General features: G+C 34.3%; 21 protein-coding genes. 8 read left to right on the top strand and 13 right to left on the bottom strand.

What is annotated here, in order from left to right:
- Positions 1 to 204: 204 nt before the first annotated feature.
- The gene (locus ACFOZ1_RS03315) at positions 205 to 1,062 is read left to right on the top strand and encodes an SDR family oxidoreductase (RefSeq protein ID WP_390195819.1); all 858 of its coding nucleotides are present in this window, start codon (positions 205 to 207) and stop codon (positions 1,060 to 1,062) included.
- A 435-nt stretch (positions 1,063 to 1,497) separates the two neighbouring features.
- On the top strand, positions 1,498 to 2,841 hold the full coding sequence (locus tag ACFOZ1_RS03310) for an MATE family efflux transporter (RefSeq protein ID WP_390195817.1): 1,344 nt from the start codon (positions 1,498 to 1,500) through the stop codon (positions 2,839 to 2,841).
- Between the two features lie 197 nt (positions 2,842 to 3,038).
- Here the strand turns inward: ACFOZ1_RS03310 and ACFOZ1_RS03305 are convergent, their stop codons facing one another.
- From ACFOZ1_RS03305 to ACFOZ1_RS03275, 7 genes are all read right to left on the bottom strand, one after another.
- Positions 3,039 to 4,430: an alpha-amylase family glycosyl hydrolase gene (locus ACFOZ1_RS03305; RefSeq protein WP_390195814.1), complete on the bottom strand. Its 1,392-nt coding sequence runs from the start codon at positions 4,428 to 4,430 to the stop codon at positions 3,039 to 3,041.
- A 99-nt stretch (positions 4,431 to 4,529) separates the two neighbouring features.
- The gene (locus ACFOZ1_RS03300) at positions 4,530 to 4,952 is read right to left on the bottom strand and encodes a hypothetical protein (protein WP_390195812.1); all 423 of its coding nucleotides are present in this window, start codon (positions 4,950 to 4,952) and stop codon (positions 4,530 to 4,532) included.
- A gap of 50 nt (positions 4,953 to 5,002) precedes the next feature.
- On the bottom strand, positions 5,003 to 6,850 hold the full coding sequence (gene asnB / locus ACFOZ1_RS03295; RefSeq protein WP_390198042.1) for an asparagine synthase (glutamine-hydrolyzing): 1,848 nt from the start codon (positions 6,848 to 6,850) through the stop codon (positions 5,003 to 5,005).
- A gap of 152 nt (positions 6,851 to 7,002) precedes the next feature.
- Positions 7,003 to 7,356, bottom strand: coding sequence for a YisL family protein (locus ACFOZ1_RS03290; protein ID WP_390195810.1), 354 nt, complete (start codon positions 7,354 to 7,356; stop codon positions 7,003 to 7,005).
- Positions 7,357 to 7,440: 84 nt separating this feature from the next.
- Entirely contained in the window at positions 7,441 to 7,941 is a 501-nt protein-coding gene (locus tag ACFOZ1_RS03285; protein ID WP_390195807.1) for a GDYXXLXY domain-containing protein, read from the bottom strand.
- Entirely contained in the window at positions 7,938 to 9,131 is a 1,194-nt protein-coding gene (locus tag ACFOZ1_RS03280) for a DUF2157 domain-containing protein (protein WP_390195804.1), read from the bottom strand. The genes ACFOZ1_RS03285 and ACFOZ1_RS03280 overlap by 4 nt, the downstream gene beginning before the upstream one ends.
- Positions 9,132 to 9,138: 7 nt before the next feature.
- Positions 9,139 to 10,320, bottom strand: a complete 1,182-nt coding sequence (locus ACFOZ1_RS03275) for a DUF418 domain-containing protein (RefSeq protein ID WP_390195803.1) — start codon at positions 10,318 to 10,320, stop codon at positions 9,139 to 9,141.
- Positions 10,321 to 10,519: 199 nt separating this feature from the next.
- On the opposite strand from ACFOZ1_RS03275, the gene ACFOZ1_RS03270 reads away from it, so the two are divergent.
- From ACFOZ1_RS03270 to ACFOZ1_RS03245, 6 genes are all read left to right on the top strand, one after another.
- Complete coding sequence (locus ACFOZ1_RS03270; RefSeq protein WP_390195800.1) at positions 10,520 to 10,738, top strand: spore germination protein; 219 nt, start codon at positions 10,520 to 10,522, stop codon at positions 10,736 to 10,738.
- Positions 10,739 to 10,750: 12 nt separating this feature from the next.
- Positions 10,751 to 10,957: a spore germination protein GerPB gene (locus ACFOZ1_RS03265; RefSeq protein ID WP_390195798.1), complete on the top strand. Its 207-nt coding sequence runs from the start codon at positions 10,751 to 10,753 to the stop codon at positions 10,955 to 10,957.
- Between the two features lie 31 nt (positions 10,958 to 10,988).
- On the top strand, positions 10,989 to 11,513 hold the full coding sequence (gene gerPC / locus ACFOZ1_RS03260) for a spore germination protein GerPC (RefSeq protein WP_390195796.1): 525 nt from the start codon (positions 10,989 to 10,991) through the stop codon (positions 11,511 to 11,513).
- A 7-nt stretch (positions 11,514 to 11,520) separates the two neighbouring features.
- The gene (locus ACFOZ1_RS03255) at positions 11,521 to 11,724 is read left to right on the top strand and encodes a spore gernimation protein GerPD (RefSeq protein ID WP_390195795.1); all 204 of its coding nucleotides are present in this window, start codon (positions 11,521 to 11,523) and stop codon (positions 11,722 to 11,724) included.
- Entirely contained in the window at positions 11,705 to 12,070 is a 366-nt protein-coding gene (locus tag ACFOZ1_RS03250) for a spore germination protein GerPE (protein WP_390195793.1), read from the top strand. The genes ACFOZ1_RS03255 and ACFOZ1_RS03250 overlap by 20 nt, the downstream gene beginning before the upstream one ends.
- A gap of 77 nt (positions 12,071 to 12,147) precedes the next feature.
- On the top strand, positions 12,148 to 12,360 hold the full coding sequence (locus tag ACFOZ1_RS03245) for a spore germination protein (protein ID WP_390195791.1): 213 nt from the start codon (positions 12,148 to 12,150) through the stop codon (positions 12,358 to 12,360).
- Positions 12,361 to 12,579: 219 nt separating this feature from the next.
- Here ACFOZ1_RS03245 and addA read toward each other — a convergent pair whose 3' ends face one another.
- The 6 genes from addA to ACFOZ1_RS03215 all read right to left on the bottom strand — a co-directional run bounded on the left by addA (position 12,580) and on the right by ACFOZ1_RS03215 (position 23,668).
- Positions 12,580 to 15,015 carry a helicase-exonuclease AddAB subunit AddA gene (gene addA, locus ACFOZ1_RS03240; protein WP_417398455.1) on the bottom strand — a complete coding sequence of 812 codons (2,436 nt, stop codon included), beginning with the start codon at positions 15,013 to 15,015 and terminating at the stop codon, positions 12,580 to 12,582.
- Between the two features lie 99 nt (positions 15,016 to 15,114).
- A complete protein-coding gene (locus tag ACFOZ1_RS03235) occupies positions 15,115 to 16,572 on the bottom strand; it encodes a reverse transcriptase/maturase family protein (protein WP_390195789.1) in 1,458 nt (485 codons plus the stop codon).
- Between the two features lie 558 nt (positions 16,573 to 17,130).
- Positions 17,131 to 18,450 carry a UvrD-helicase domain-containing protein gene (locus tag ACFOZ1_RS03230; RefSeq protein WP_390195787.1) on the bottom strand — a complete coding sequence of 440 codons (1,320 nt, stop codon included), beginning with the start codon at positions 18,448 to 18,450 and terminating at the stop codon, positions 17,131 to 17,133.
- Positions 18,450 to 21,923 carry a helicase-exonuclease AddAB subunit AddB gene (gene addB / locus ACFOZ1_RS03225; protein ID WP_390195785.1) on the bottom strand — a complete coding sequence of 1,158 codons (3,474 nt, stop codon included), beginning with the start codon at positions 21,921 to 21,923 and terminating at the stop codon, positions 18,450 to 18,452. The genes ACFOZ1_RS03230 and addB overlap by 1 nt, the downstream gene beginning before the upstream one ends.
- Before the next feature lie 483 nt (positions 21,924 to 22,406).
- On the bottom strand, positions 22,407 to 22,952 hold the full coding sequence (gene lepB / locus ACFOZ1_RS03220) for a signal peptidase I (protein WP_390195783.1): 546 nt from the start codon (positions 22,950 to 22,952) through the stop codon (positions 22,407 to 22,409).
- Positions 22,953 to 23,008: 56 nt separating this feature from the next.
- Positions 23,009 to 23,668, bottom strand: a complete 660-nt coding sequence (locus ACFOZ1_RS03215; RefSeq protein WP_390195781.1) for a TVP38/TMEM64 family protein — start codon at positions 23,666 to 23,668, stop codon at positions 23,009 to 23,011.
- Positions 23,669 to 23,717: the final 49 nt, after the last annotated feature.

The raw sequence follows: 23,717 nt of genomic DNA, 5'->3' as shown, positions 1-23,717 counted from the left end.
GTAGGGCGGTTGGTGAAGTCACCTAGTTTCTGGGCACTGGAACTAGATGAACCAAAAGCGTAAGTGCCCGGTTAGAAACGTAGTGACTGGAGTAAAATAGGAACGTTATCAACGCCGAATGTTTGATAACGTTCTTTTTTTATTAAAAAATACATATCTTTCATATCTCTTCGCATACTACATGTAAAAAGTAGAGGTGTCATTATGCCAAAACAACAAAAGCAAGTACTACCAAAACAACATCAACAACGACAACCGGGTTTTGAATTTGAAATGACTCCATTGCCATTAAGCATTGGTAAAGATTACAAAGCTAGTAGCCGACTAAAAGACAAAGTTGCAGTGATTACAGGAGGAGATAGTGGCATAGGTCGTGCAGTAGCATTACATTTTGCTAAAGAAGGCGCAATAATTGCGATTATATATTATGACGAAGATGCAGATGCTACTGAAACAAAAAAACGAATTACTGATAATGGTGGAAAGTGTTCTTTATACCGTGGCGATATTGGCGAAAGCAATTTTTGTAATCAAACCATTCAAAATATTATAAAGGAATTTGGTCAAATTGATATTGTAGTTAATAATGCAGCAGTCCAGTATCCACAACAAAATTTAATAAATATCACAGATGAACAATTGGAAAAGACTTTCCGTACCAACATTTTTAGTTATTTTTATCTCACACGTGCTGCTTTACCTTATTTGAAACAAGGAAGTACAATCATCAACACTTCCTCCATTACCGCTTTTCATGGAAATGAAAGTCTCATCGATTATTCAAGTACAAAAGGTGCAATTACAACATTTACAAAGTCCTTAGCGATGTCTTTAGCAAGTAAAGGTATTCGTGTAAATAGTGTCGCACCAGGACCGATTTGGACACCACTCATCCCTGCATCATTTGATGAGAACACTGTATCCACATTTGGTTCAGATACAGAAATGGGGAGACCAGGAGAACCAGCTGAAGTTGCACCCGCATATGTTTTTTTAGCAAGTGATGATGCAAGTTATATCACAGGACAAACCATTCATATTAATGGTGGAAAAATTATCTAAGCTAACTGACCCCATTCTAATGAAGAGATTGAAACAAAAGAATTCTTTAATTGTAACAATTCAAACGATTCGGTAAATGGATTTCGAATCGTTTGGATTTTTTGCTTATTATAAGGAATAACATGTTTGATAATTTCGAGATTCATGTGTGCTTGGAAAAGTTAGCTGAAGGAAAAAGCCCATGGAAAGGGGAGTGTGCAAGCCGGAGCGAGGTATACGTACATATTCGTTTAACAATTATTAATTAGCATGGTGCCAATATCAATCTTTTATTGCAAACTAATACATAATGGCGTAGTTCGTGTTTTGTGTTAAGAACAATAGTTATGTCTCAGTCTTTTTGTTTTTTATTTTAAACATTTGTATTTCTTTTTCTTACTAAATGGTGTAAAGTATTATTCTTAATAAAAGAATTTAAGAAAGAGGATTTTACAGATGAAGCAAACAGACACAAAAAAATTAACATTATTTGCACTTACTTGGCCAATCTTTATTGAGATTCTTTTACATATGTTAATGGGGAATGCGGATACATTAATGCTCAGTCAATATTCTGATCACTCTGTTGCAGCTGTCGGGGTATCTAATCAAGTGTTATCTGTTGTAATCGTTATGTTTGGTTTTGTTGCAGCGGGTGCTAGTATTCTCGTCGCACAAAATCTCGGAGCAGAAAAAGACAAAGATGCGGCGGAAATTGCTGTCACATCCATCAGTCTTAACTTAGTTTTTTCTGCGATTATCAGTTTAGTTTTATTTCTATTTAGTGATGCCATTCTTCGTTTAATGGATTTACCTAGCGAATTAATGGATGAAGCATCTGTATATATGAATGTTGTCGGTGGATTTATGTTTGTTCAAGCATTAATCATGACAGTCTCAGCAATTCTTCGTAGTTATGGATTCACGAAAGATACCATGTATGTAACGATTGGGATGAATATCATCAATGTTATCGGAAACTACTTATTTATATTTGGTCCGTTTGGCGTACCTGTGCTTGGTGTAGAAGGTGTTGCATACTCTACGATGGCTAGTCGTTTTATTGGGTTCATCATTTTAACATTCATATTAATAAAAAGAAGTAATAAAATGCTTCCTTTCCAATCTTTTTATCGCTATCAAAAGAGACATGTGGTTGATTTACTCAAGATTGGTGTGCCTTCTGCTGGTGAGCAATTATCGTATAATACTAGCCAAATGGTGATTACTTACTTTGTGGCACAACTTGGTACAATTGCCATTACGACAAAAGTTTACGTTCAAAATATTATGATGTTTATCTTATTATTCTCTATCGCAATTGGGCAAGGTACACAAATTCTTATTGGACATATGATCGGAGCAGGAGATATTGATTCTGCATATAAGCGCTGTATCAAAAGTCTCAAAATATCTATTATAATCAGTACGTTAACAGCAATTGTAGTCTATTTATCCAGCGGGCCATTACTAAGCATTTTTACTAATGATTTATCAATCATTGAGCAAGGTGCATTCTTATTACTTGTCACTGTTATATTAGAACCAGGTAGAGCATTTAATCTTGTTGTAATCAATTGTTTGCGTGCGACCGGTGATGTTAAATTCCCTGTATTTATTGGTATAATATCTATGTGGGGTGTGAGTGTTACTTTCGCTTGGTTCTTCGGCATCTTCCTTGGATTAGGGCTTGTAGGGATATGGATAGGATTTATTGCAGATGAATGGTTAAGAGGCATACTCATGTTACGCAGATGGCGTTCCAAAGTATGGGTCAAAAAAGCATTCGTTAGAAGTTAATATACGTTATGATAACAAAAGATGAGATTCATACAAAAAAATCCAAACAATTCGTTAGCTTGTTACCGAATTGTTTGGATTTTATGCATACTAGATAACTTTATCTGGAATTTTGAGCTTTTATATGTGGCTCCGGCTTGTGTATTACCCTTGCCGTGAGTTTTTCTCCTAATTGGCACAATAAATATTAGTAATCATTAGCTCGCATTTGCTTTTTTTACTTTATAGTTATACGCAATAATAAACCCAATGAATCCTCCGAAAATGAGAATCATCATCGAAATAAATAACCAATTTAAGCCTGTGTCTTTTTCCACAATAAAGATATTACTTGATTCTCGATCTAATACGATTCGATGTGTTCCATCTTCTTGACTTCTTACAATATCATCATCTAAAGTTCCTTTTAGTTGAATCTCATTATTATTTAATGTGAGTGGAACAACTCTTGTTTCTTCATCATTATTAATTGCGATATACATCGTTTCAGATGTCGTTTCTCGTTTATACACAATCATTGCGCCATCTTCACCAACAATCTCTATATCCCCATTTTTTAATGCATCTGAATTCGCTTTAATTGCAGATAACTTTTCTACATGCTTAGTGATTTCTTCATCTGCTTTATTTAATTCTGCCATCCGATGATCTGGTTCAGCTACACCGTTATCCATCGGTACTTCTATACCTTGGTATAAGAAGGAAGAACCATTTAATGTGTATAATAATGTAGTTGCTAGTTTCCATCTTGTAACAGGATGGTAGCCTTCTTTCATCGTCTCAAATGCAAAACGATTCGTGAAGACAGATTCTAAATAATAGATTTGATTCGATTCTGTTGTCTGTTCTTTTATCAAATCTGTTAGCTTATTACCTGGTTTTTTAAGTATATCCACAGCTTTTTTTTGAAACGCATGATTCATTTGTGATGTTTCCTTATCTACATGATCCACAATTAATCCGGTAGTATTACCTAATTGTTCTTTAATACTTTCAAATAATGCTTGCTGTTGCTCATTGATATATACATGAAATCCATCTACTCCTGCATGATCTATCCAATACTGCATTGATTGAATCACATGATCTTTTGCTTCTTCTGTTGTTCTTAGACTACTTACTGTTGTACCAAATAATGAAATCTCCTCATCATCATGGTATGGATGATCTGGATGTACATATGCTAATGAAATGTCTAAAATGACTTTCATCTCTAACTCATGTGCTTCATCTACCAATTGTTTTAAATCCGTGACATTACCAAACTGCTCATCCATCTTGGCATATTGCATTGTATCAAATCCGTGATAAGATTCTGCTTCCATAATTGGACTTAAATTAATACTCGTTATCCCTAATTGCTTTAATTCTTGTACTTTATCTATGACACCTTTAATATCACCCCCATGATAACTTGTCGCATCATCAATATCAATCGTGATATCATTGGCACTATCCCCGTTCACATAGCGGTCGACAAAAATGTAATACATGTTATCATGAGTTGTCTCTGCATGTATATGTATACTTGGAATCGATAATATCGATACAATGAATAAAGCAATACCTATTTTTTTATACTGATTCATAAAATGTCCCCTTCTTTATCCTTAGTCATCTTCCATTATCCTAGACTCGATGGAAATGTCAATAACTAGACAAAGAAGAGGCTCATTTATCCGATATCATTAATCATCTCTTGTTGAGGAAAGTAATATGTGCTTATATTCTTCTCTCACCACATATAAACAAATAAGCACAAACAAAAAAATATATGGCATGATAATATAAAAAATAGACTCACTTGTCTGTGCGACATCTTTTACGTAATGTGCTCTACGATAATAGGATTCATCTGAAATCGCTAATTCCTCATGCTCATCTATTCCTTTTACTTTATACAGAATCGTCCCTATTGGATATATATTCGAATCCTGATTCGATTCGATAAATCCAACCTCATGCTCAATATCTTCGACTGTTATTCTTTCATCTGATACTTCATACATATGATGATGCCATATAATATATCCTAACTCATCCTTACCAAATGCAGGTGAAACAAAAAAGAATATGATAATACATAAGCAAATCACAGCCACTTTTTTCATCGATATTCACTCTACTTTCTTACATCATCTGGCGACTCGGTCTATCGATTTTATAGCTTTATTTTAATTTGATATGTTCTTAACCAATAATCCATTTGTGCTAAATGTGCTAATAGTTGTGGGCCTGTCATTAATTGGCCAAACCATGGTGCTTGAATATTTGTTGCTCTATCATTCACAAGTTGTTTGACTTGATGCCAATCTAATATTTCAAATAATGGGGAAGATTTGTCTGCTAGTATTTCTTCCATCCAAGCTACAACTGCTTCTGTATAACTCGGGTGATGTGTTTTCGGATATGGACTTTTTTTACGATAAAGCACTTCCTTAGGTAAAATTCCTTCCAATGCTTTACGTAAAATACCTTTTTCTCTATTTCCATATGTTTTTATTTCCCAAGGAATATTCCAAACATATTCTACTAAATTGTGATCACTGAATGGTACCCTCGCTTCAAAGCTTGCCCCCATACTCATGCGGTCTTTTCTGTCCAACAATGTTGGCATAAACCAATGCATATTTAAATAGAACATTTGTCTTCTAAAACTATCTTCTTGATTTTCTCCATCAAAGAGTGGTGTTTCATTAATTGTATCCAAATATTTAGCTAATAAATATTCTTGTAATGGTAGTTTACTTTTCATATCTTCTCGTAATAATTGTTTTCGAACTTCTTGTGAACGAATCCACGGGAAGCCTTCTCTTTCTAAATCTTCTTTTCTATAAAACCATGGATAACCTCCAAATATTTCATCTGCACACTCTCCTGACAACGCTACAGTTACACGTTTTTTCGTTTCTTTACAAAACCACAATAAAGAAGAGTCGACATCTGCCATGCCTGGCAAATCTCTATATTTAACAGCATCCTTCAATAAATGCACAAGTGAGTCATGATCCATTTCTAAATAGTGATGATTTGTCTTAAATGTTTCTACCATTTTTTCAATGTATGTCTTATCCTGCTCTGGTTGAAAAGCTGATTTCTGAAAAAATAATGCATTATCTACGTAATCAATCGAAAAAGTATTTAATTGTCCTTGATTCTTTTCTTTGAAGTAATTTGCGGCTATTGCTGTAATAGCACTAGAGTCGACTCCACCAGACAAAAACGTACCTAGCGGAACATCTGAGACTAATTGCCTCTCTACTGCATCTATTAATAAGCTTCTTATTCTCTCTGCTGTCTCTTCGATGGAATCCGTATGTCTCTCACTTTTCACATTCCAATAGCGCTTAATGTTCCAACCATGTCGATTAAATATAGCAACATGACCTGCTCTTAGTTCATGAATTTGATCAAACACCCCATTACCTGGTGTTCTAGATGGGCCAAGTGCCAATAATTCTGACAATCCCTCACTAGTGAGTACAGGTTCTACCTCTTTATGTGCAAGTATACCCTTTATTTCAGAAGCAAATAGCAGGCCATTTTGATGCATACGATAAAATAATGGTTTCACACCTAAACGGTCACGAGCAATAAATAGTTGTTGTTTTTGTTCATCCCATATCACAAATGAAAAAATGCCATTTAATTTGTCGACATGCGCTTCTCCCCATTCCATATAACTTTTCAACAACACTTCTGTATCAGAATGGGAATCGAATGTCCACCCTTTCCTTAGCAATTCTTTTCGAATATCTTCTGTATTGTATAACTCGCCATTATATACAAGCACATACTTTGATGTATTCTTTTCCTTTATCATCGGTTGTTTACCACCTACAGGATCAACAACAACTAATCGTTTATGACCAAGGCAAACATGTTCTGATTGCCAATATCCTGTTTCATCAGGCCCACGATGATGTAAGGATTTCGTCATTGCTTCTACATCATCCATTTGTTGATCAATTCTTCGTGTAAAATCTATCCAACCAACAATCCCGCACATACCAATCACCATACCTTCCATAGCCTAGTTGCTCTTACTACTCTATGCAACAACACTTAAAAAAAACACACGAGAAAAACACGCATTTGCTCATATTATGGCGAATGCGTGTTTTCTATCATGTGTCATTTCGTTTTATTTCTCAATCCAGATTACATACTTAAACGGAAGAATCCTAATACAATTGCAATAAGTAATGCAATGATTAATTGAATCCAAAAACTTTTTGCTTGTTTTTGTTTAGCTGTTTTCACGAGAATCATTTCCATTGAAATAATTACCCACAATCCTGCAAGTACTTTTACAATCAATTCTCCTAATTGCGGAAAGCCACTTTCTGCATACAATGCAAATAAATCTCCACCTGAATATAAAATCAATAAATAATCCAAGCGCAAAATCATATGTACGATTTTTCCTGCTTTACTTCCTTTTTTGTACATCGCATAGGAAATGAGCAATAAAATAATTGCTAATACCCATGATGTAATGTGTAAATGTGTCATTTCGTTACCCCCATTTTTCAAATTTATACTCTAAAAAGTATCATACCACGGACTGGCATCTTTTTCATGTATAAGCAAGTTCGATTACTCAATTGTGACAATTTTCTTTTGTCCCCATGGTGCAATTACAATTGTCACAAGTAATTCACCAGATTCTTCGTACATTTCTCCCGTATTATCTTCAATATAATAACGTCCTAATCCTAAGTCTACATGATACTTATTATCGAATGTATCAAACCACTCATACTTTGCTAATAATACCACTTCATTCTTTTTATTTTTTGGTTTAATTTGATTGACTTCCTTTATTTGATAGATATCATTAGCATTTTTCTCTAAAGTTAGGTAAATAGGATCCCCATAAGAAAGTTCCTCATCTATATCCCACTCACTACGTGTAATTCGCTCCACTTCATAATCTAAAATCAAGTAATCTCCATAAAAAGGATCTTGTGGGTCAATAGGAATTGTTTGTAATTTGATTTCTTCACCGAATGCATCCATTAAATAAAACGCACTAGCCATTCCAATTAGAAACAATGCCTGTAAACTGACAGTAATATAAAAGGCATACTTTTTCATTTGTCAGCCACCTCACTATGTTTTAATTCGCGACGTTTTCTTTCTAAAAAGTAGCCCAATAGAAATAGCAATATTCCACCAATGAAGAAAAATATAGACTTATCTAAGAACGCCCAAGCCAAATGGAAATAAGCAATAAATGTGCTAATTAAGAATGTGACAGACCCTAATGTGATTTTTTTCATATCTTCTACTCGATAACCTAGCATTAGCCAGGATAGCGACACAATGAAAAGTGCTAACATAGATAGATAATCACTATACTCGCCTGCATACGCAATCGGAATAAATAACAATAATGATGGTAAGTACATATAATGACGCCTTGTTATTTGTATCCCGACTGCAATGAGAAATAATGGAATCCATAGAAAAAAGTATATCCAATCTAACTCTATTCGTGCATAACGAAGAAATATTGTTTCAAAACATGTGAACACAAATCCAGCGAGAAGTGCAACATACTGAAATTCTTCTTTGATTCTATCTTTATTAAGAATGGCACCTGCAATAAAGAGTAGCAAGAAAATGTGTAGATAGATGTGATAATCATGGTCAGAAACTATAACAAAGACAATTCCCTGTACCAAGTAACTCCATCCGAACAAAAGGGAATAGAGCCTATTTGGTTCATGATACACATAATGTAAGCATGCTGCTACAAAGAATATAGCTAACAACCAATAAAAAGATTGATAGTTCATCCCATTGTAAATTTGTCCTATTGTTATAACAGTGACAGTGAATACAAACAATGCTGGATGTTTATAAATAACAAATAGACTAAATGCAGCAATCGACCATATTAGAAACGGTACAGCATGTAAATAAGAGTAATGATACATTTGACCTAATAGGAAAATACCCGCTCCAAATATAAATAAACCAATGATAAGGAGACTTAATCCAACTTTTGTAGATTTATAACGGTAAAAATAATTACCAATCACATAATAACCAATCATAAATAAAAGAATAATGGTTAAATTAACTAGATGTGGAATTACATGAAGATTCGATGCAACATATGTCAAAAAAACCAATCCAATAAACAAACTTGCAAATAAAAACAGTAAATATGAACGATCTTTCAGCTCATATCTATTCACAATTTTGTGAAATTGATCTTCTGTAATAATTTCTTCCTTTAGCCATTCTGTTGCTTCTTTCATAATCTCTTGTCTATTCATCCAATCATTAAGCCACCTTTCTTTTATTCGCTAGCTTTTCTTTATAAATAAAACTCCGCCACATCCATTCCATTGGTCCCCTTTTGTATCTTTTTAACCACATATAACTTAATCCTAATTGACATACATATACAACACATACAACAAGTACTGTTTCTAATGGTCCTAACTTGCCATATAAACGGAAACCAATAGAATAGAACAAAAAGACACTCACAATGGATTGAAGTAAGTAATTAGATAATGCCATTTTCCCTACATACGCAAACATTGTAAAAAATCGAGTCATATATGGATATAAGAGTGTAATAGAAAGCATGTAAAAAATACTTGAACTAATTCCTCCAATTGTATCTTGTAACAATGTGAACCAAAGTGGATTGCCAAATGCATATGGTCCTGCTTTAAATAAAACAAAGAGAACGAAGCTAATCACTAATGCTTTTATTAGTAATGGACGGTATGTAGTTACATCATGTAGCCATTTCTTTCTTGCAACAACTACACCTAAAATAAAAATAGGTAAAATATTGGAGAGAATAAAGATAAAATTAAAAGGATTGTTTGCATAAAACCAATCTGCTAAATTTTGCTTAAAAATATCTGACCATGAACCATTTCCATAATGTTGAAGAGATTGTGCTATTGCCACCCCATTACTTAAATCAGCATCTGTCATAAAGCCTTGTGCGAGGTAGAGAAGCCCTGTATATAATAATACAGGAATAAGTAAGATACATAGTGCTGTGATTAATAATGTTTGATTCTTAAGTGGGAAAAACAATAGTAAGATAAATCCAATTACACTATATGTTAATAAAATATCCCCATGCCAAATAAAAAATGCATGAATAAAACCAAACAGGAACAATAAAGATAATCTCCGTATCATGATACGATTTGGAGTTATATTCTTCCCTTCTAAGTTTTCCCAGATTATTTGCATCCCAAAGCCGAATAAAAAGGAAAATAAAGAATAGAAACTTGCTTGAAAGAATATATCTAATATCATTTGCCAAATGCTCGGCTCTCCTGTCCCCCAATAATTTTGGCCATTCCCATATAAAAAATACGGACCATTAAATGTTGGGATATTTACTAAAAATATACCGAATATGGCTATGCCTCTTGCTGCATCTATCCAAGGTAACCTCTTATTTTCTACTAATGGTCGAGCATGTTCACTCATTATTCCTACGTCCTTCCTTCGTTTATTCTTATATCTACATTGTATCGCAGAAAAATACTTTCAACTATATAAAAAAAAGATTCCTTACATAACTTTTTCACAAACCTTTCCGTTCTACATAAACTAATTCTAGATACCATCTTTATACGTTACTACAAGCGACCACTCTTCACTCCTATTAGGAAAGTTAGGTGAGAACATGCCCGCAATTGTTGGAGCTGTAAAAGTGATTAATATTGGTTCGTCAAGTATTTTCCACATTGGTGATGTGTATAAAATGGAACCATCTACACAAGCAAAAACATTTGCAGGTGGAGGTTCCTTTAATACAGGTAACGGAATTCGTATCGCGATTCAAAACTCTACTACAGGGTTTGTTGATAGCGATCAATTCGATCAAAATATTGTTGAAATATAGAAGGTGAAACATATGGAATTAACAATCAACCAATCTATTTATATTCATTTCTTAAAAGTGGGAAGTGTGTCAAATTCTTCGGTCTTACAAATTGGTAGTACCGGACAATTACATGCACTATCGCAATTATATAATACAGGTGGGTTTGCAAAGACAGCAGAAGATGTAGGTTTGGAAAGCAGTGTAGAACCATTAGTTCCATTAGCTTCTCCATCCTAAATATAGATTGCGAGTAAAGGAGGACATTATTTTGGATTATTCTCAGGTGATTTTTTATATCCAACAATTACAACAACAAGTACAACAACTCAATCTAAAAATAAACTCCTTAGAAACTCGAATACAACAATGTGAACTAATGGATCACAGTCCAAAAACAAATATAGAAAAGTTAGAGTATCATTTTGATCAACTAAAAATTGAACGTCTTGATGGCACTTTGCATATCGGTGTTACCCCTGAAGATCTAACAAAAACAGATGATTTCTCATTGCCATTACCACAACACCCTTCTGCTTCTTTGTATCAGGGATTACAACAGGCATTTGAATACAATTTACCACCATATATACAAACGTTAGAATCGGACTATGATTTCCAATTAACAGATGCTTATCGTCAAACATTATTGCAAGACATGAGAAAGCAATTGCCAAATCGTCTCACACATTATATGCAAAAAGATAAGGAACCAACAGACGAAATTATCCCTAAAATCCTTCACGACTGTAAAGAAGGTTTAATTAGATGGTTTGAACAACAAAAAAAGGAGTAGATTTCACATGCAATATCATTTTTATAACTGGAGTCTTGGTGTAGGAAATATCTCTTTACTTGGTCTCTCTGGCTCTTCTTTATTTATTGTCGGAGATTCTGAGAATATTTATTTGTCATCCCTTTTTGATACACCTCCAGAATCTTATATTGTTGGCGCCGAAATGCCTCCAATGATTGTTGGGGATGCATATGAACAAACGAACGACTAATGTGGATTGTATCGAAGTCAATAGCCTTAGCTATAGTTCCATCTTTAATATTGGAGATTGTAAATATATTGATCCAAAAGTCGATGCCATTGCTGTACAAAAGCAAGGTGGTGTGAAGTCGGATGCCGGATTTACTTTTGATCAATACCCCATTTTTAAAAGTGAATTAAAATTTCTTTCTGGAGGTCCACTAAACCAGACACATACACACTACCATAAGCAAATCACTGTTCCATATATCAATATTACTGCTGCCTCTTCATCTAGCATTATCCATCTTGGTAATGTAGACGATGTATGCGCAAAAACAAGGACAAAACATATTCGCATAATAGAGTCAGAATAATTTTTTCGTTTATGATCGACCTGTTTATTTCTAACCCACCTAAACGTTTCAAATGATGTATAGAAAGGAAGTGTGACATGCCATCAATTGTAGGTCCAATTAAAATAAATAGTGTAGGCGGAGGTATTATTAATTTTGGAGATAGCTTTTATATTTCACCATCTAGTACTTCCAAATCTGCTTCAGGAGCTGGCGCACATAATACAGGTGACTTTTTAAATACGAACACAGGATTTAATGTAACGAATACGATTGATCCAGATGTTTTTGATCAAATTTCTAATGAATAAGAATTGGGACAAAAGAATTCTATAATTACAAAAATCCAAACGATTTGAAAGCTATTTATCAAATCGTTTGGAATTTTTGCGTATTAGAAGCTAACTCTATTTGGTAATCATTTCACCATTAATAATTAGATATCATTCTTCTATTGCCAAACAACACACATGGCATAGTCCGTGTTTTGTGTTAAGAAATATGATGTCCTAATCTCCATCCTACTCTATCTATAATGACAACAATAGCGTTCGGTCAAAATAATAAACATATTTCTTCACAACAGGCTCATTCCATATCTGTTCTAATGCCTTACTATACAAATCCAGCTGTAGCTGATACTTGTTACGTAACTCGGTTTCAGTCATTTTGTCTGTAAGTTGGTCTGTTTTGTAATCTAACAATACCCATCCATCATCCACTTTAATTAAACAGTCGATAACACCTTGCAAAAAGATTCTTTCTTCATTTTCGTCTTGCCAATTTGGATAGACCTCTTTTGCTTTTAATGTCAAACTAAATGGAACTTCGCGTTCTACTTGTTCTGCGTTTTTCAATAATTGACCAATGTCTGTAGCGAAGAATGCGAGAATTGCTTGTACATTAATTACTTGGCCCTCTTCTCTAGTAAGCATTTCTTTTGCTTCTAGCATTGCTACAAATTCATGGAGACTTGTTTCATCCCACCCGCGCTCTAATGGAATATGTTGCATGACTGTATGCATTGCTGTTCCAATCTCTGCTTTCGTTAATTGCTTTTCCTTTTGCATAAATCGTGGGCGTTGTTTAATCGGTGCTCGAAATGGTGCAATAATTGCTTCATCACTGTAACTATCTTTTATCTCATGTTGGCGTTTCATTTCTGTTACAGTTTGCTTTGCCCTAAAATGAATCGCATCTTGAAATGGATACGTATAATTCAATCGCTTGTGAACCTCTTCTTGTAATTCATCTGCTTCTATATCCATCAGTGTCCATTTCTTTATTGCTGTTTCAACATCTTCTTTTTTTGTTCTATTTTGTTCATCGATTGTTTGGTACTTTCGATGATGAATACAAGTAATGGACCACTTGGACTCATCTGATATGATTTCGGTCGGTAATTGGACACTCGCACTTGTATCTTCGAATCGTAACAATTCGCCATCTTGATGTCTGACTAAACTCGCGCCGACCCAATCTAAGTAGGACATGGATTCCAGTCGGAAATAATTTGGCAATACCCACTCTGGATGGTTCGAAATTATTTCCCATTTCTTTTTTTGTTTTTCTAATGACGGGACTGTTCCAACTAATACTAGTTTCTCTCGCGCTCTCGTTAATGCAACATACAATACCCGCATTTCCTCTGCTAATAACTCTCGATGCATCTCTGTTTTTATTGCATGATAAAGTAATGTTGGATACATGACCCTTTTCACTGGATCAATATATTTTGTCGCAAATCCAAATTCTTTGTGTAATAAATACTTCTCACGTAAATCTTGTTGGTTAAACTGTTTGTTCATTGCACCGACAATAACTAATGGAAATTCCAATCCTTTACTCTTATGAATCGTCATGATTCTTACGACATCTTCTTGTTCACCTAACGCTTTTGCTGCACCTAAATCATCGCCCTTCTCTTCCATTCTTTCAATGAAACGCAAAAAGCGGAATAAGCCTCTAAATGATGTCGATTCATATCCTTTTGCACGATCATACAATGCTCTTAAATTTGCTTGACGTTGACGCCCACCAGGTATGCCACCGACAAAATCATAATAACCTGTCTCTTGATAAATTTGCCAGATTAGATGGGATAACGCTCCTTGTCTTGCTTCTTTTCTCCACTTCTTTAAAAGTGTGTAAAAATGATGCAATTTCTCTTTTAAATGTGTATTCTCTCCATTACGAAGGTATTGTTTGAGTGCATCATAGTAAGTACCTTTCTTATTCATTAAACGGATGGATGCAAGTTCATCCTCTTCTAATTGAACGATCGGTGATTTAAGGACTGCTGCCAGCGGTATATCTTGTCTTGGGTTATCAATTATTTTTAACAAACTAATCATGACTTGGATTTCGATTGCTGCAAAATAACCTGTCGATAGCTCTGCATATACTGGAATACCTTGTTTCTTAAACTCTTCCATAATCGTTGGTGCCCATGTCATTGATCGTAATAGAATAACAATATCTCGATATTCCACCGTTCTTTTTGAATTTGTACGTTTGTCCATTATTTCAAATGGTTCTTCTTCATTATGACCAATCCATGTTTTTATTTTTTTTGCGTATGCCCTTGCTTCTAATTGCGCTTTCTCTAAATCTTCTAATTGTTCTATATTGTCTTGTTCATTATCCTCGTCTTCTTTATCTTCCTTGTCAATAATTAATAATTCTGCTTCTGGTTGTTGCAATGGAACCTCATCATACGCATTATTTCCATAAATCAGTTCTTGATTCTCATCATATACAATATCTCCCACTTCTTGATCAAATAATTGTCGAAAAATGTAATTTGCAGCAGTTAATACTTCTTTTCTGCTTCTAAAATTTCGAGAAAGATCAATACGATAACCACTATTTTCTTCGTTACTAAATTGATTATATTTATGAATAAATAAGGTAGGTTCTGCATGTCTAAAACGATAGTAGGGTAAGCAAAAGGCGCCATATTGTATCTGTACAACTGGTCTCCTAATACTCCCCTCCGAACCGTACGTACTCTTCTCAGAGTATACGGCTCTCCACTTACAACACTCTATCTTCTTGCTAGTTATTTATCCATTTACATGATGCGATTGTACCTTTGCATATTTAAGGGTAGGTTTTCGATCGATATTTCTTTTATGGTTCATTTTTCGTTTTTTAAACCCTTCATTGTAAAACAAGATTAGCTTTTCTTCCGCTCCCGTGTCTATTTTCACTCCCCAATATTTTCCTTGTCTATATTTTGTTCTTATTTTCTTAACAGTAGACTTATATTTATTGGCAAGTGTCTTTAAACAACTGTATTCCATTACATGTTTCAATTGCCCCATCTTTTGCGAGACATTTTCCGCAATACAATAATATTGATATAATCCTCTTAATTCAGCATTATACAGCTGGATAATCTCTACATCTTTAAGATATAACAATTTCGTTCGATGAAGCATATCCCATTGCTTTGCCTGTATATCTTTAACCATTTTTCTATCAAGGATAAATCGTTCTATTGTTCTTTTAGAAATACGTAATTGCACTTCTCCACTTTTATGATTAGGTACATTGTGAGTCATCGTTGGTTTAATTGTGATTTCATAACCTAAAAAAGCGGTATTTTTTGAACTATGCACAATGGTGTTACGCGCTTCTTTCATTTCTAACTGAAGGTTCTCCCATAAATAATCACCAAGCATACTCTGTATTTGTTGGCAATCCTTTTTACTACCTTGTATGCCTATAAGGAAGTGCGCGCCATACCTCACATAATGTAATGATTTGTGTTGCTTACTATTATGAGAATGTGGCTGGCTCATGTTCCATTCTCTATTTTCTTCCAGCACTTTATTCGTTACATATTGGTCTAGTTCATTAAGGTAAATATTTGCTAATATCGGGCTTAGTCTTCCACCAACTGGTGTGTTACTATATGTCAGATTAAATCGCCATTCTTCTAAATATCCTGCTTTTAGAAATTTCCACATCAGTCGTATAAAACGTTCATCTTTTATCTTCTTACGCAAGATATGGATTAGAATGTGATAATCCATAGATGTATAAAAATCTTTGACTTCCCCTTGGATAAACCATTTTACCCCTTTACATGTTTGGTGAACTTGAACAAGTGCTGTCTGACAATTGCGCTTCTCTCTAAAACTATGGGAGAAAGCAGAGAATGTTGGTTCATAGATTGCATCTAACATCATTCTACATATTTCTTGAATGAGTCTATCTTGCCATTCTTTTTCTGTATCCCATTGATACGGTTGCTTTTTTGTGTTTACTTTCATGTTTCTGTTCAATGGTTGATAGGACTCATTCTTTAATAATGCAATCATCGCTTCGATTTTTTCTTCGCTAATCTGTTTATAATCGATTTGTTGTCCATTACTACCCTTACCTCTTACTACATTTTCATATGCTTTAATATAAAAATCTTTGTTATATAAATTTCGATACAACCTGTCCAATGGATATGATTCTTTGCTAGCTTGTTTCGATAGATTGTATAATACAACTTCTGAATTTTGCATAGAGCATTTCGCTCCTTTCCTCATTGTTTATACATTGTAAGCTGTTCTCCTTCGCCATGTAATAGGCTTTCCCTAGCTCAGACTACTACGAGAACTCCGTTGCCATATTAGATTTACGTCATTCATTCTAACTTAGGCAATCCCCATTTAGTATGTTACATACAGGCACAATAAGTTGTCGGAAGGAATATTCATCCTTTTCTATCTCTGATAGTGTGTCCATCCTATAAACAGAAACATTTAACATCTTTATCACAAGTATCTATTGTGTAAAGTAGAATGGATTCTAGGTAACAGACGGTTTCCTAGAAGGTCTTAACATTACCCCACTCGGACTATTCTTCAAGCAGTATAGCCTTCTTCCTCATACCTACATTTATACCTCGCCATTCAGTCGTAACAATGCCGTCTTTGTTAACTTATGACTTTACAGACATGCTACACTCTCTTTTTGGTTTCCCAATAGAAACTCTTATTCTCTATAAAAAGATAAGTCTGTCGGTATATAAACGGTTTCTGTCGTTTATTCACTGCCTATCCGTGAAATATGTAACACCCTTATGGGCGCACGATACTTTGTTTGACATCTCCTACCATAAACATATTTCCTTGACCAATTTGATTTGCAACACTTTGAACAATCGTTTCTTGTACTATATTTGTATCTTGATACTCATCAACCATAATTTCTTTATATTTTTCTTGAAGTTGTTTTGCAATTGCTGATGGTAATTTACTCTCTTTATCTTCTAATAGAATATCTAATGCAAAATGTTCTAAATCACTGAAATCAACAAGACCTCGCTCTTTCTTTTCTTCTTGGTATTGCTCGTGGAATTGTTTAATCATTTCTGTGACATGAGCTATGACAGGATATAGTGTACGCATATCTTCTAAGTGATTGCTTAGGCTTCTCTGAAACCATTCTTCACTTATTTTCTTCCAGCGTTTTTTCACATCATCTCTGATTGCTTTGACCGTTTCCTTCTTTTCTTCATTACAGTCTACCTTTTTTCTTGAAAGCTGTTGAAATTTACTTGTTGTAAAAATGGTTCGTGCTTCATCCCAGCTTATTGCCAATGCCCCTTTTGCTTGCATAAGCATTTCTTTATCTGCATCTAATTGATCCGCATAATGAAATGGGCCATCCGCTTCTTTGGTCAGTTGTAATGCTTCTTCTGTTCTTAATGTCATTACTTCTAATTGTCGTGTTACCTCTTTTTTCAAGATTGCTAACCACTCAGGCTCTGACACACTATCTCCTACATCATATGTGTTTTTTAATTGTTCTAGATATTTGTCTGGATTGGGATGTTGTATAGAGAATTCATGTAACTTTAATATAAGACTTTCTAAATCTAAGTCATTTCGATCATTAGAAAACCGATCCACCACACCGAAGAAAGTTGATTGCATATCCTCTGCTTCTTTTTCTCCATACCATAGTTCAAATAATTGTTCTAATACATCTTGACGAATTAAATCTGCCTCTACATCATCTGCAATTCGAAATTTTGGATCAATATCTAAGTGGTAAGCATATTTCCGAACCAATTCCATACAAAAACTGTGTAAAGTCGAAATCGATGCATGTTGTAGCAAGGAGAGTTGCTTTTTTAGATGATTCGATTTCGGATCATTTGCTAATGCTTCTTCTAACGCTTCACCGATTCGATTCCGCATTTCCTGTGCTGCTGCATTGGTAAATGTTACGACTAATAATTGATCAATATTTACTGGATCTTCTTTATTTAGTACTTTTTGAATGATTCGTTCTACAAGTACTGCTGTTTTTCCAGAACCTGCTGCTGCTGCAACTAAAATGTTCTTACCGGATTGATAAATAGCATCTTCTTGTTCTTTTGTCCATGTTGGCATTATTGTTCACCTCTTTTTATGCGTTCGATTACTTCTTCGTCTTTCCATTGTTTTAATCGACGATAATTATTTTCTTCCAGTGTTGGATCGAATTGACAAACAGAGCGATAAGAACAAAATGTACATGCAACATCATTTTGTTTTTGATATGGGTTTAATTCAATGTTGCCATCAAGCATATTTAACCCTGCATTCTTCATTAAAGTATGAATATATGCTTGTAAATCTTTAAATGTTTCTTCTTCCGCTACTTGTGAGCCTTTATAAAATCCACCTGTTTTACTAATACCTGCTGGGACGATATTACTTCTTCCGTATTCTAGTGACGTATCCATCATTTGTACGACAGATGCTTCATCTAATAACAGTCCCTTCATTTTGAATTGTTTAAATAATTCTTTCTCAATTTGGTCTTCACCAATTCGATCAGGAAGAGATAACATTGGATTATGCACATGAAAATACAAGACACCTGCTGGTATAGCTTTTTCTCCTAACCATGCTTCTGCATTTTGTAAAACGACATCTAAGTATGCAAGCATTTGAAGCGCTAAACCGTAATATACCTCGACTAGACTTAGTCCTCTTGCACTTGATTTATAATCAATGATTCTTAGAAATAGTTGTTCGTTTTCTCTTGCTTTATCTACACGGTCGATTCTACCTCGTAATAACAACATATAGTCATCATATATAGGTATTTCTAGTGGCTGTAATTGGTTCTCATAACCAAATCCCACTTCTAATCCAACAGGTGCGAAATTGGACTTTCTTGCTTGTTCACTCAAAATATATGTTGCTCTAGCAATCACTCGTTCTAATTTCTGTTGGATATATTTATAACGATTCGAACTATGCAAAATTTGATGCTGCAACACTGGCGCTAATGTACGCATTGCTCGATGGGCATATGCTTTCGCATCTTGTTCATATAAATCACTAAACTGCTTCTTGTCTTTGTTAATCCACTCCGTAATGTTCTTTAATGCTTCATGGAATAATTGACCTATATCTGGTGCATCTAGCTTATACGTTGCTCGTTCTTCTAATAATAAATTGTAGCGTGAGAAATGTTGATAAGAACACTTATAATACATTTCTAATCGAGATACACTTGCTTCAATTGCCTTTGGATACATTTGAGTTACCGTATTTTTAGCAAGTTTTTTTGGTTTATTTTGATAGAATAAGCTACGTAATACATGTTGATTCGTTATTTTGTTTTCTTCTGTTGCAATATACCAATTCAACACATGTTTCCATATTGAATCAATCGGATAACCTCTAAAGAAACGAGCTAATTGTGCTGTTAGTGCCCCTCTCGTCTTTGATGGTGTTGTAACAAATCGCTGTGCAATCATCATTTCTTCTGGATCTTGTAACACAAGCCGTTCTAACTGATGCGGGAACAGTTCTTCTATTCTTTTTATATACGGAGAAGGTGCTTTTGTCTTCCCTTCTTCATTACTAATCGGGTAACTAATCCACAAGTACTCTGTTGGTAACGTAAATGCTAAATAAACATAAAAACGATCATCTAATAATTGTTGTTTACTTCCTTCTGCTAATGTGAGACCAAAATTTTGTAGTACGGTTCGTTCTTCTTCAGATATCAGTCCTTCGCCACCTTGCTTCATTGGCCATGTTCCTTCATTTACACCTAATAATAATGCACATTTAATCGCCGACAATCTAGATCTATCGATAGATCCTACAACCACATGATCAATACTCGGCGGAACATGAGAGAATTGTAATGTCTCAAAACCTGTTTCAATGATGTTACGAAATGACTTTAAATCAATCGTCTCTTCTCCAGCTATTTCTGTAATTTCTTCTAACAGTTGTAGAATGGCACTCCAGACTTGCTCTTGTTCTCTACCTTTTTCTATCCTACCGTCTTCATCATACACATCTCGCATTCGTTCTAATTGTGCAGGAACATTCATTTCTTCAAGCCATTCATAAAGTACAATGACTTTGTCTGTAATCGAATGAGCTTCTCTCCATTTCTCATCAATTCTTCCAATAGTATTCGCAACTTGTTGTTTATATTGATTGATTCTTTCTTGCATGTTTTTCTCACGATCTGTTTGTGCAGATTGATCGAATCCTCTAAACCGTTGAAAGATCCATTCTTTCTCTGATAACCATCTACTACGGCCTCTTATTCCATATTCAAGTACGTAATTCTCTAATTCATCAATCGCTTCCTGTGTTAATGGATTTTCTTCATTTCCATTTGGTATAAAGCCTGTCTTTAATAATCGGAATACAGCATCATATCGCCAATCACCTTCCACCACATCTAATAGAGATCTAATACATTCAATAAGTGGATGATGTAACATCGTACGCTTTTCATCAACAAACACAGGGATATGATATTCTTCAAAAATGGTTGTAATTAAATCATGATAAACATTAGGCTCTCTTAGTAGAATGGCAATATCATGATACCGATAGTTCTCTTCCCTTACTAATCGAATGATTTCTTGTGCTACACCTTCTACTTCCGCTCGTGGATGAACTGCTTCTGCTAATTGAATTGGAGCAACTTCGGTATAAGGTATCGCTGGACGGCTATCAAAATATTGATCCATATGTCTAAATGTGGATTCTATTTGCGGATTTGTCTGTACTCGTTCTATTTCTATCTTTTTTCCATGTTTTTCTGCTAGCATTTTCATTTGTATATATGTTTCTCTTGTTACATGATAGATATTTAACGGATCATTTAGCCCATCATTTTCTTCATTTAATGTTAATGTAAGATGCATTTCTTTCCCTTTTTTCAAAATCACCTCTAATACTCGTAATTCTTGTGGTGTAAAGTGATGGAATCCATCTACATATACTGTTGTATTTTGAAGAAAATTAGTATTTTCTAATTTATCAATAAGTAGCTCTAATCGATCTTCATTATCCATATAAGCACCACTTAGCTTATTTATTAAGTTGTGATAAATATAATACAAATCTTCTAATTTATGCTTTAATGCTTTTTCTGTAATCGACTGATGCTTATATATCTCTATTGCAGCAATTTGCTCTGTTATCATCTCTGGAGTAATACAATACCGTTTAAATTCAGTAATCATGTCTTCCAATTGATCAATAAATCCTTGCTTTTCTATTGCTTTTTGAAATACATGAAAATCACTTGCTTTCTCATCAATGATTTTGCGTAGCATCATTTGTATCCCTGTAGATGTAATGAACTTTTTCGTTGCCCCACCTGTTAATTGCATCACTCGCCATGCTAATCGAGAAAAGCTAAACACTTGTGCACGTATTGAACCATTCATCTCGTCATCATTTAGCAAGGCATATTCTTGTTGAAAAGTCATTTGATCTGGCACCAAATAAATAATCGGATCCCCTTGAGGATCTTCTCTTAACTTTTGCTTTATTTCACCAATACAAGTTTCACCCTTATTCGCCGTCGAACTTCCTATAATAAAGCGCAGCAAATCAAACACCTCTAATCTAAAACATACTTTAACCAATTATAACAAACAAAAGCACTTTTCGCCGTTTAGAAACGTAGGAACTGGAGAAAATGGACTGAAATATAGGAATCACGGTGAGGGACGAACCGATGATGACTTATTGTAAGTCCATTTTCGAAGTACCCTAGTTTCTGGCGAAAAGTGCTGGCCGAATCAAAAGCACTTTTCGCCGTTTAGAAACGTAGGAACTGGAGAAAATGGACTGAAATATAGGAATCACGGTGAGGGACGAACCGATGATGACTTATTGTAGGTCCATTTTCGAAGTACCCTAGTTTCTGGCGAAAAGTGCTGGCCGAATCAAAAGCACTTTTCGCCGTTTATAGATTTTTTCGCATTTAAAAATCACTATCTGCCTGTATCGCATCTCTTCATGCTTCACAAAGCAGTTAGTGATTTTCAATAGTAATTTAATAGCACTTATAAAGTAAGCGCTTACGTAATTTATTTTGTTAAATGAAAGTTTAGTTGTGATACTGGCCAATACAATAAGTCCACTTTACCCACTACACTACTTTCATCAATAAATCCAATATCTCTACTGTCATAACTTTTTTGTCTATTATCCCCTAGCACAAACAATTTTCCTTGTGGTACCTTACGTTCACCTGTTAACATCTCTAATTCAAAGTCATGTGTTAAAATCTCTTCTCCATTTCGATAAGAAGTAAGATAGGTTTCTTCTACTACTTCTCCATTTAAAAATAACGTATCATCTTTATATTCAATATGATCTCCAGGTACCCCTATTACCCTTTTTACATAATCTTCTTCTTCATTTGCGTGGAAGACAATGACATCAAAGCGATTTATATTTTTCCAATCATAAATCATCTTATTTACCATTAATAAATTGCCATCATGTAATGTAGGCTCCATAGATTTACCATTCACTACATAACTTGCAAATAAATAGGATCGAAAGAAAAAGGCTAATAAAAGGGAAATAACAACAATTCGGATGATTGACCAAATTCTCTTCTTGTTCATTGGATTCCCTCCGACTTTTTATTACTAATTTACCCCTTTTTTCCTTTGTGTAACCCCTATTTCCAATTTTTTTCTTCTGCTTTTCTGTGTAAATATTTCTCTATATACTTACCAACCAACCAAAAAATTAAAATACCTATTGCAACGATAATTGTTTTAACTGGATTTTGGGCAAATGAAGTAATAGTATCTCCAATATAGGACACTGTAAATATCATTACTGCTTTACCTAATAATACTGCTAGTGTGAATTGATATAGGCTAATTTTTGATAATGCTGCAACTAGATTGATAACAGCAGATGGCGAAAACGGAAAACATAGCAATAAAAATAAGGGTCCAAAGCCATGCCTTTCTAACCAATTCATCACTTTTGTTACTTGTTTGTTTTTTCGGATAAAGCGAAAAAATCGAACATCTTTAAATCGACGTACAATAATAAAAACAACTACAGCTCCAGCACTTGCACCTAACCATGACAAGAGAAAACCTTCTAACAAACCATATGCTGCTGCATTTGTAATAACAAAAACAACTAAAGGCAAAAAAGGCAGGAATGCTTCTAAAAAAGGTAATAGAAAGCCAGGTATAGGACCTAAACTTTCATATGTGCTTAGTAAGAATGTCACAAGTTGGTCATATTCATTTGCTTCAATTAATTCTTTAATTTCTTCTATATCTATATTTTCGATATTACTAATATTATATGTAATCATCTTCAGAAAGAACCCCTTTTATACACGCTTATTACTTATTTTAATACTT

This window comes from Gracilibacillus marinus (assembly GCF_042651725.1).
GTDB classification, from domain to species: Bacteria; Bacillota; Bacilli; order Bacillales; family Amphibacillaceae; genus Gracilibacillus; species Gracilibacillus marinus.
The sequence above is the reverse complement of the archived record's forward strand: the minus strand, read 5'-3'. Positions and strand labels throughout refer to the sequence as shown.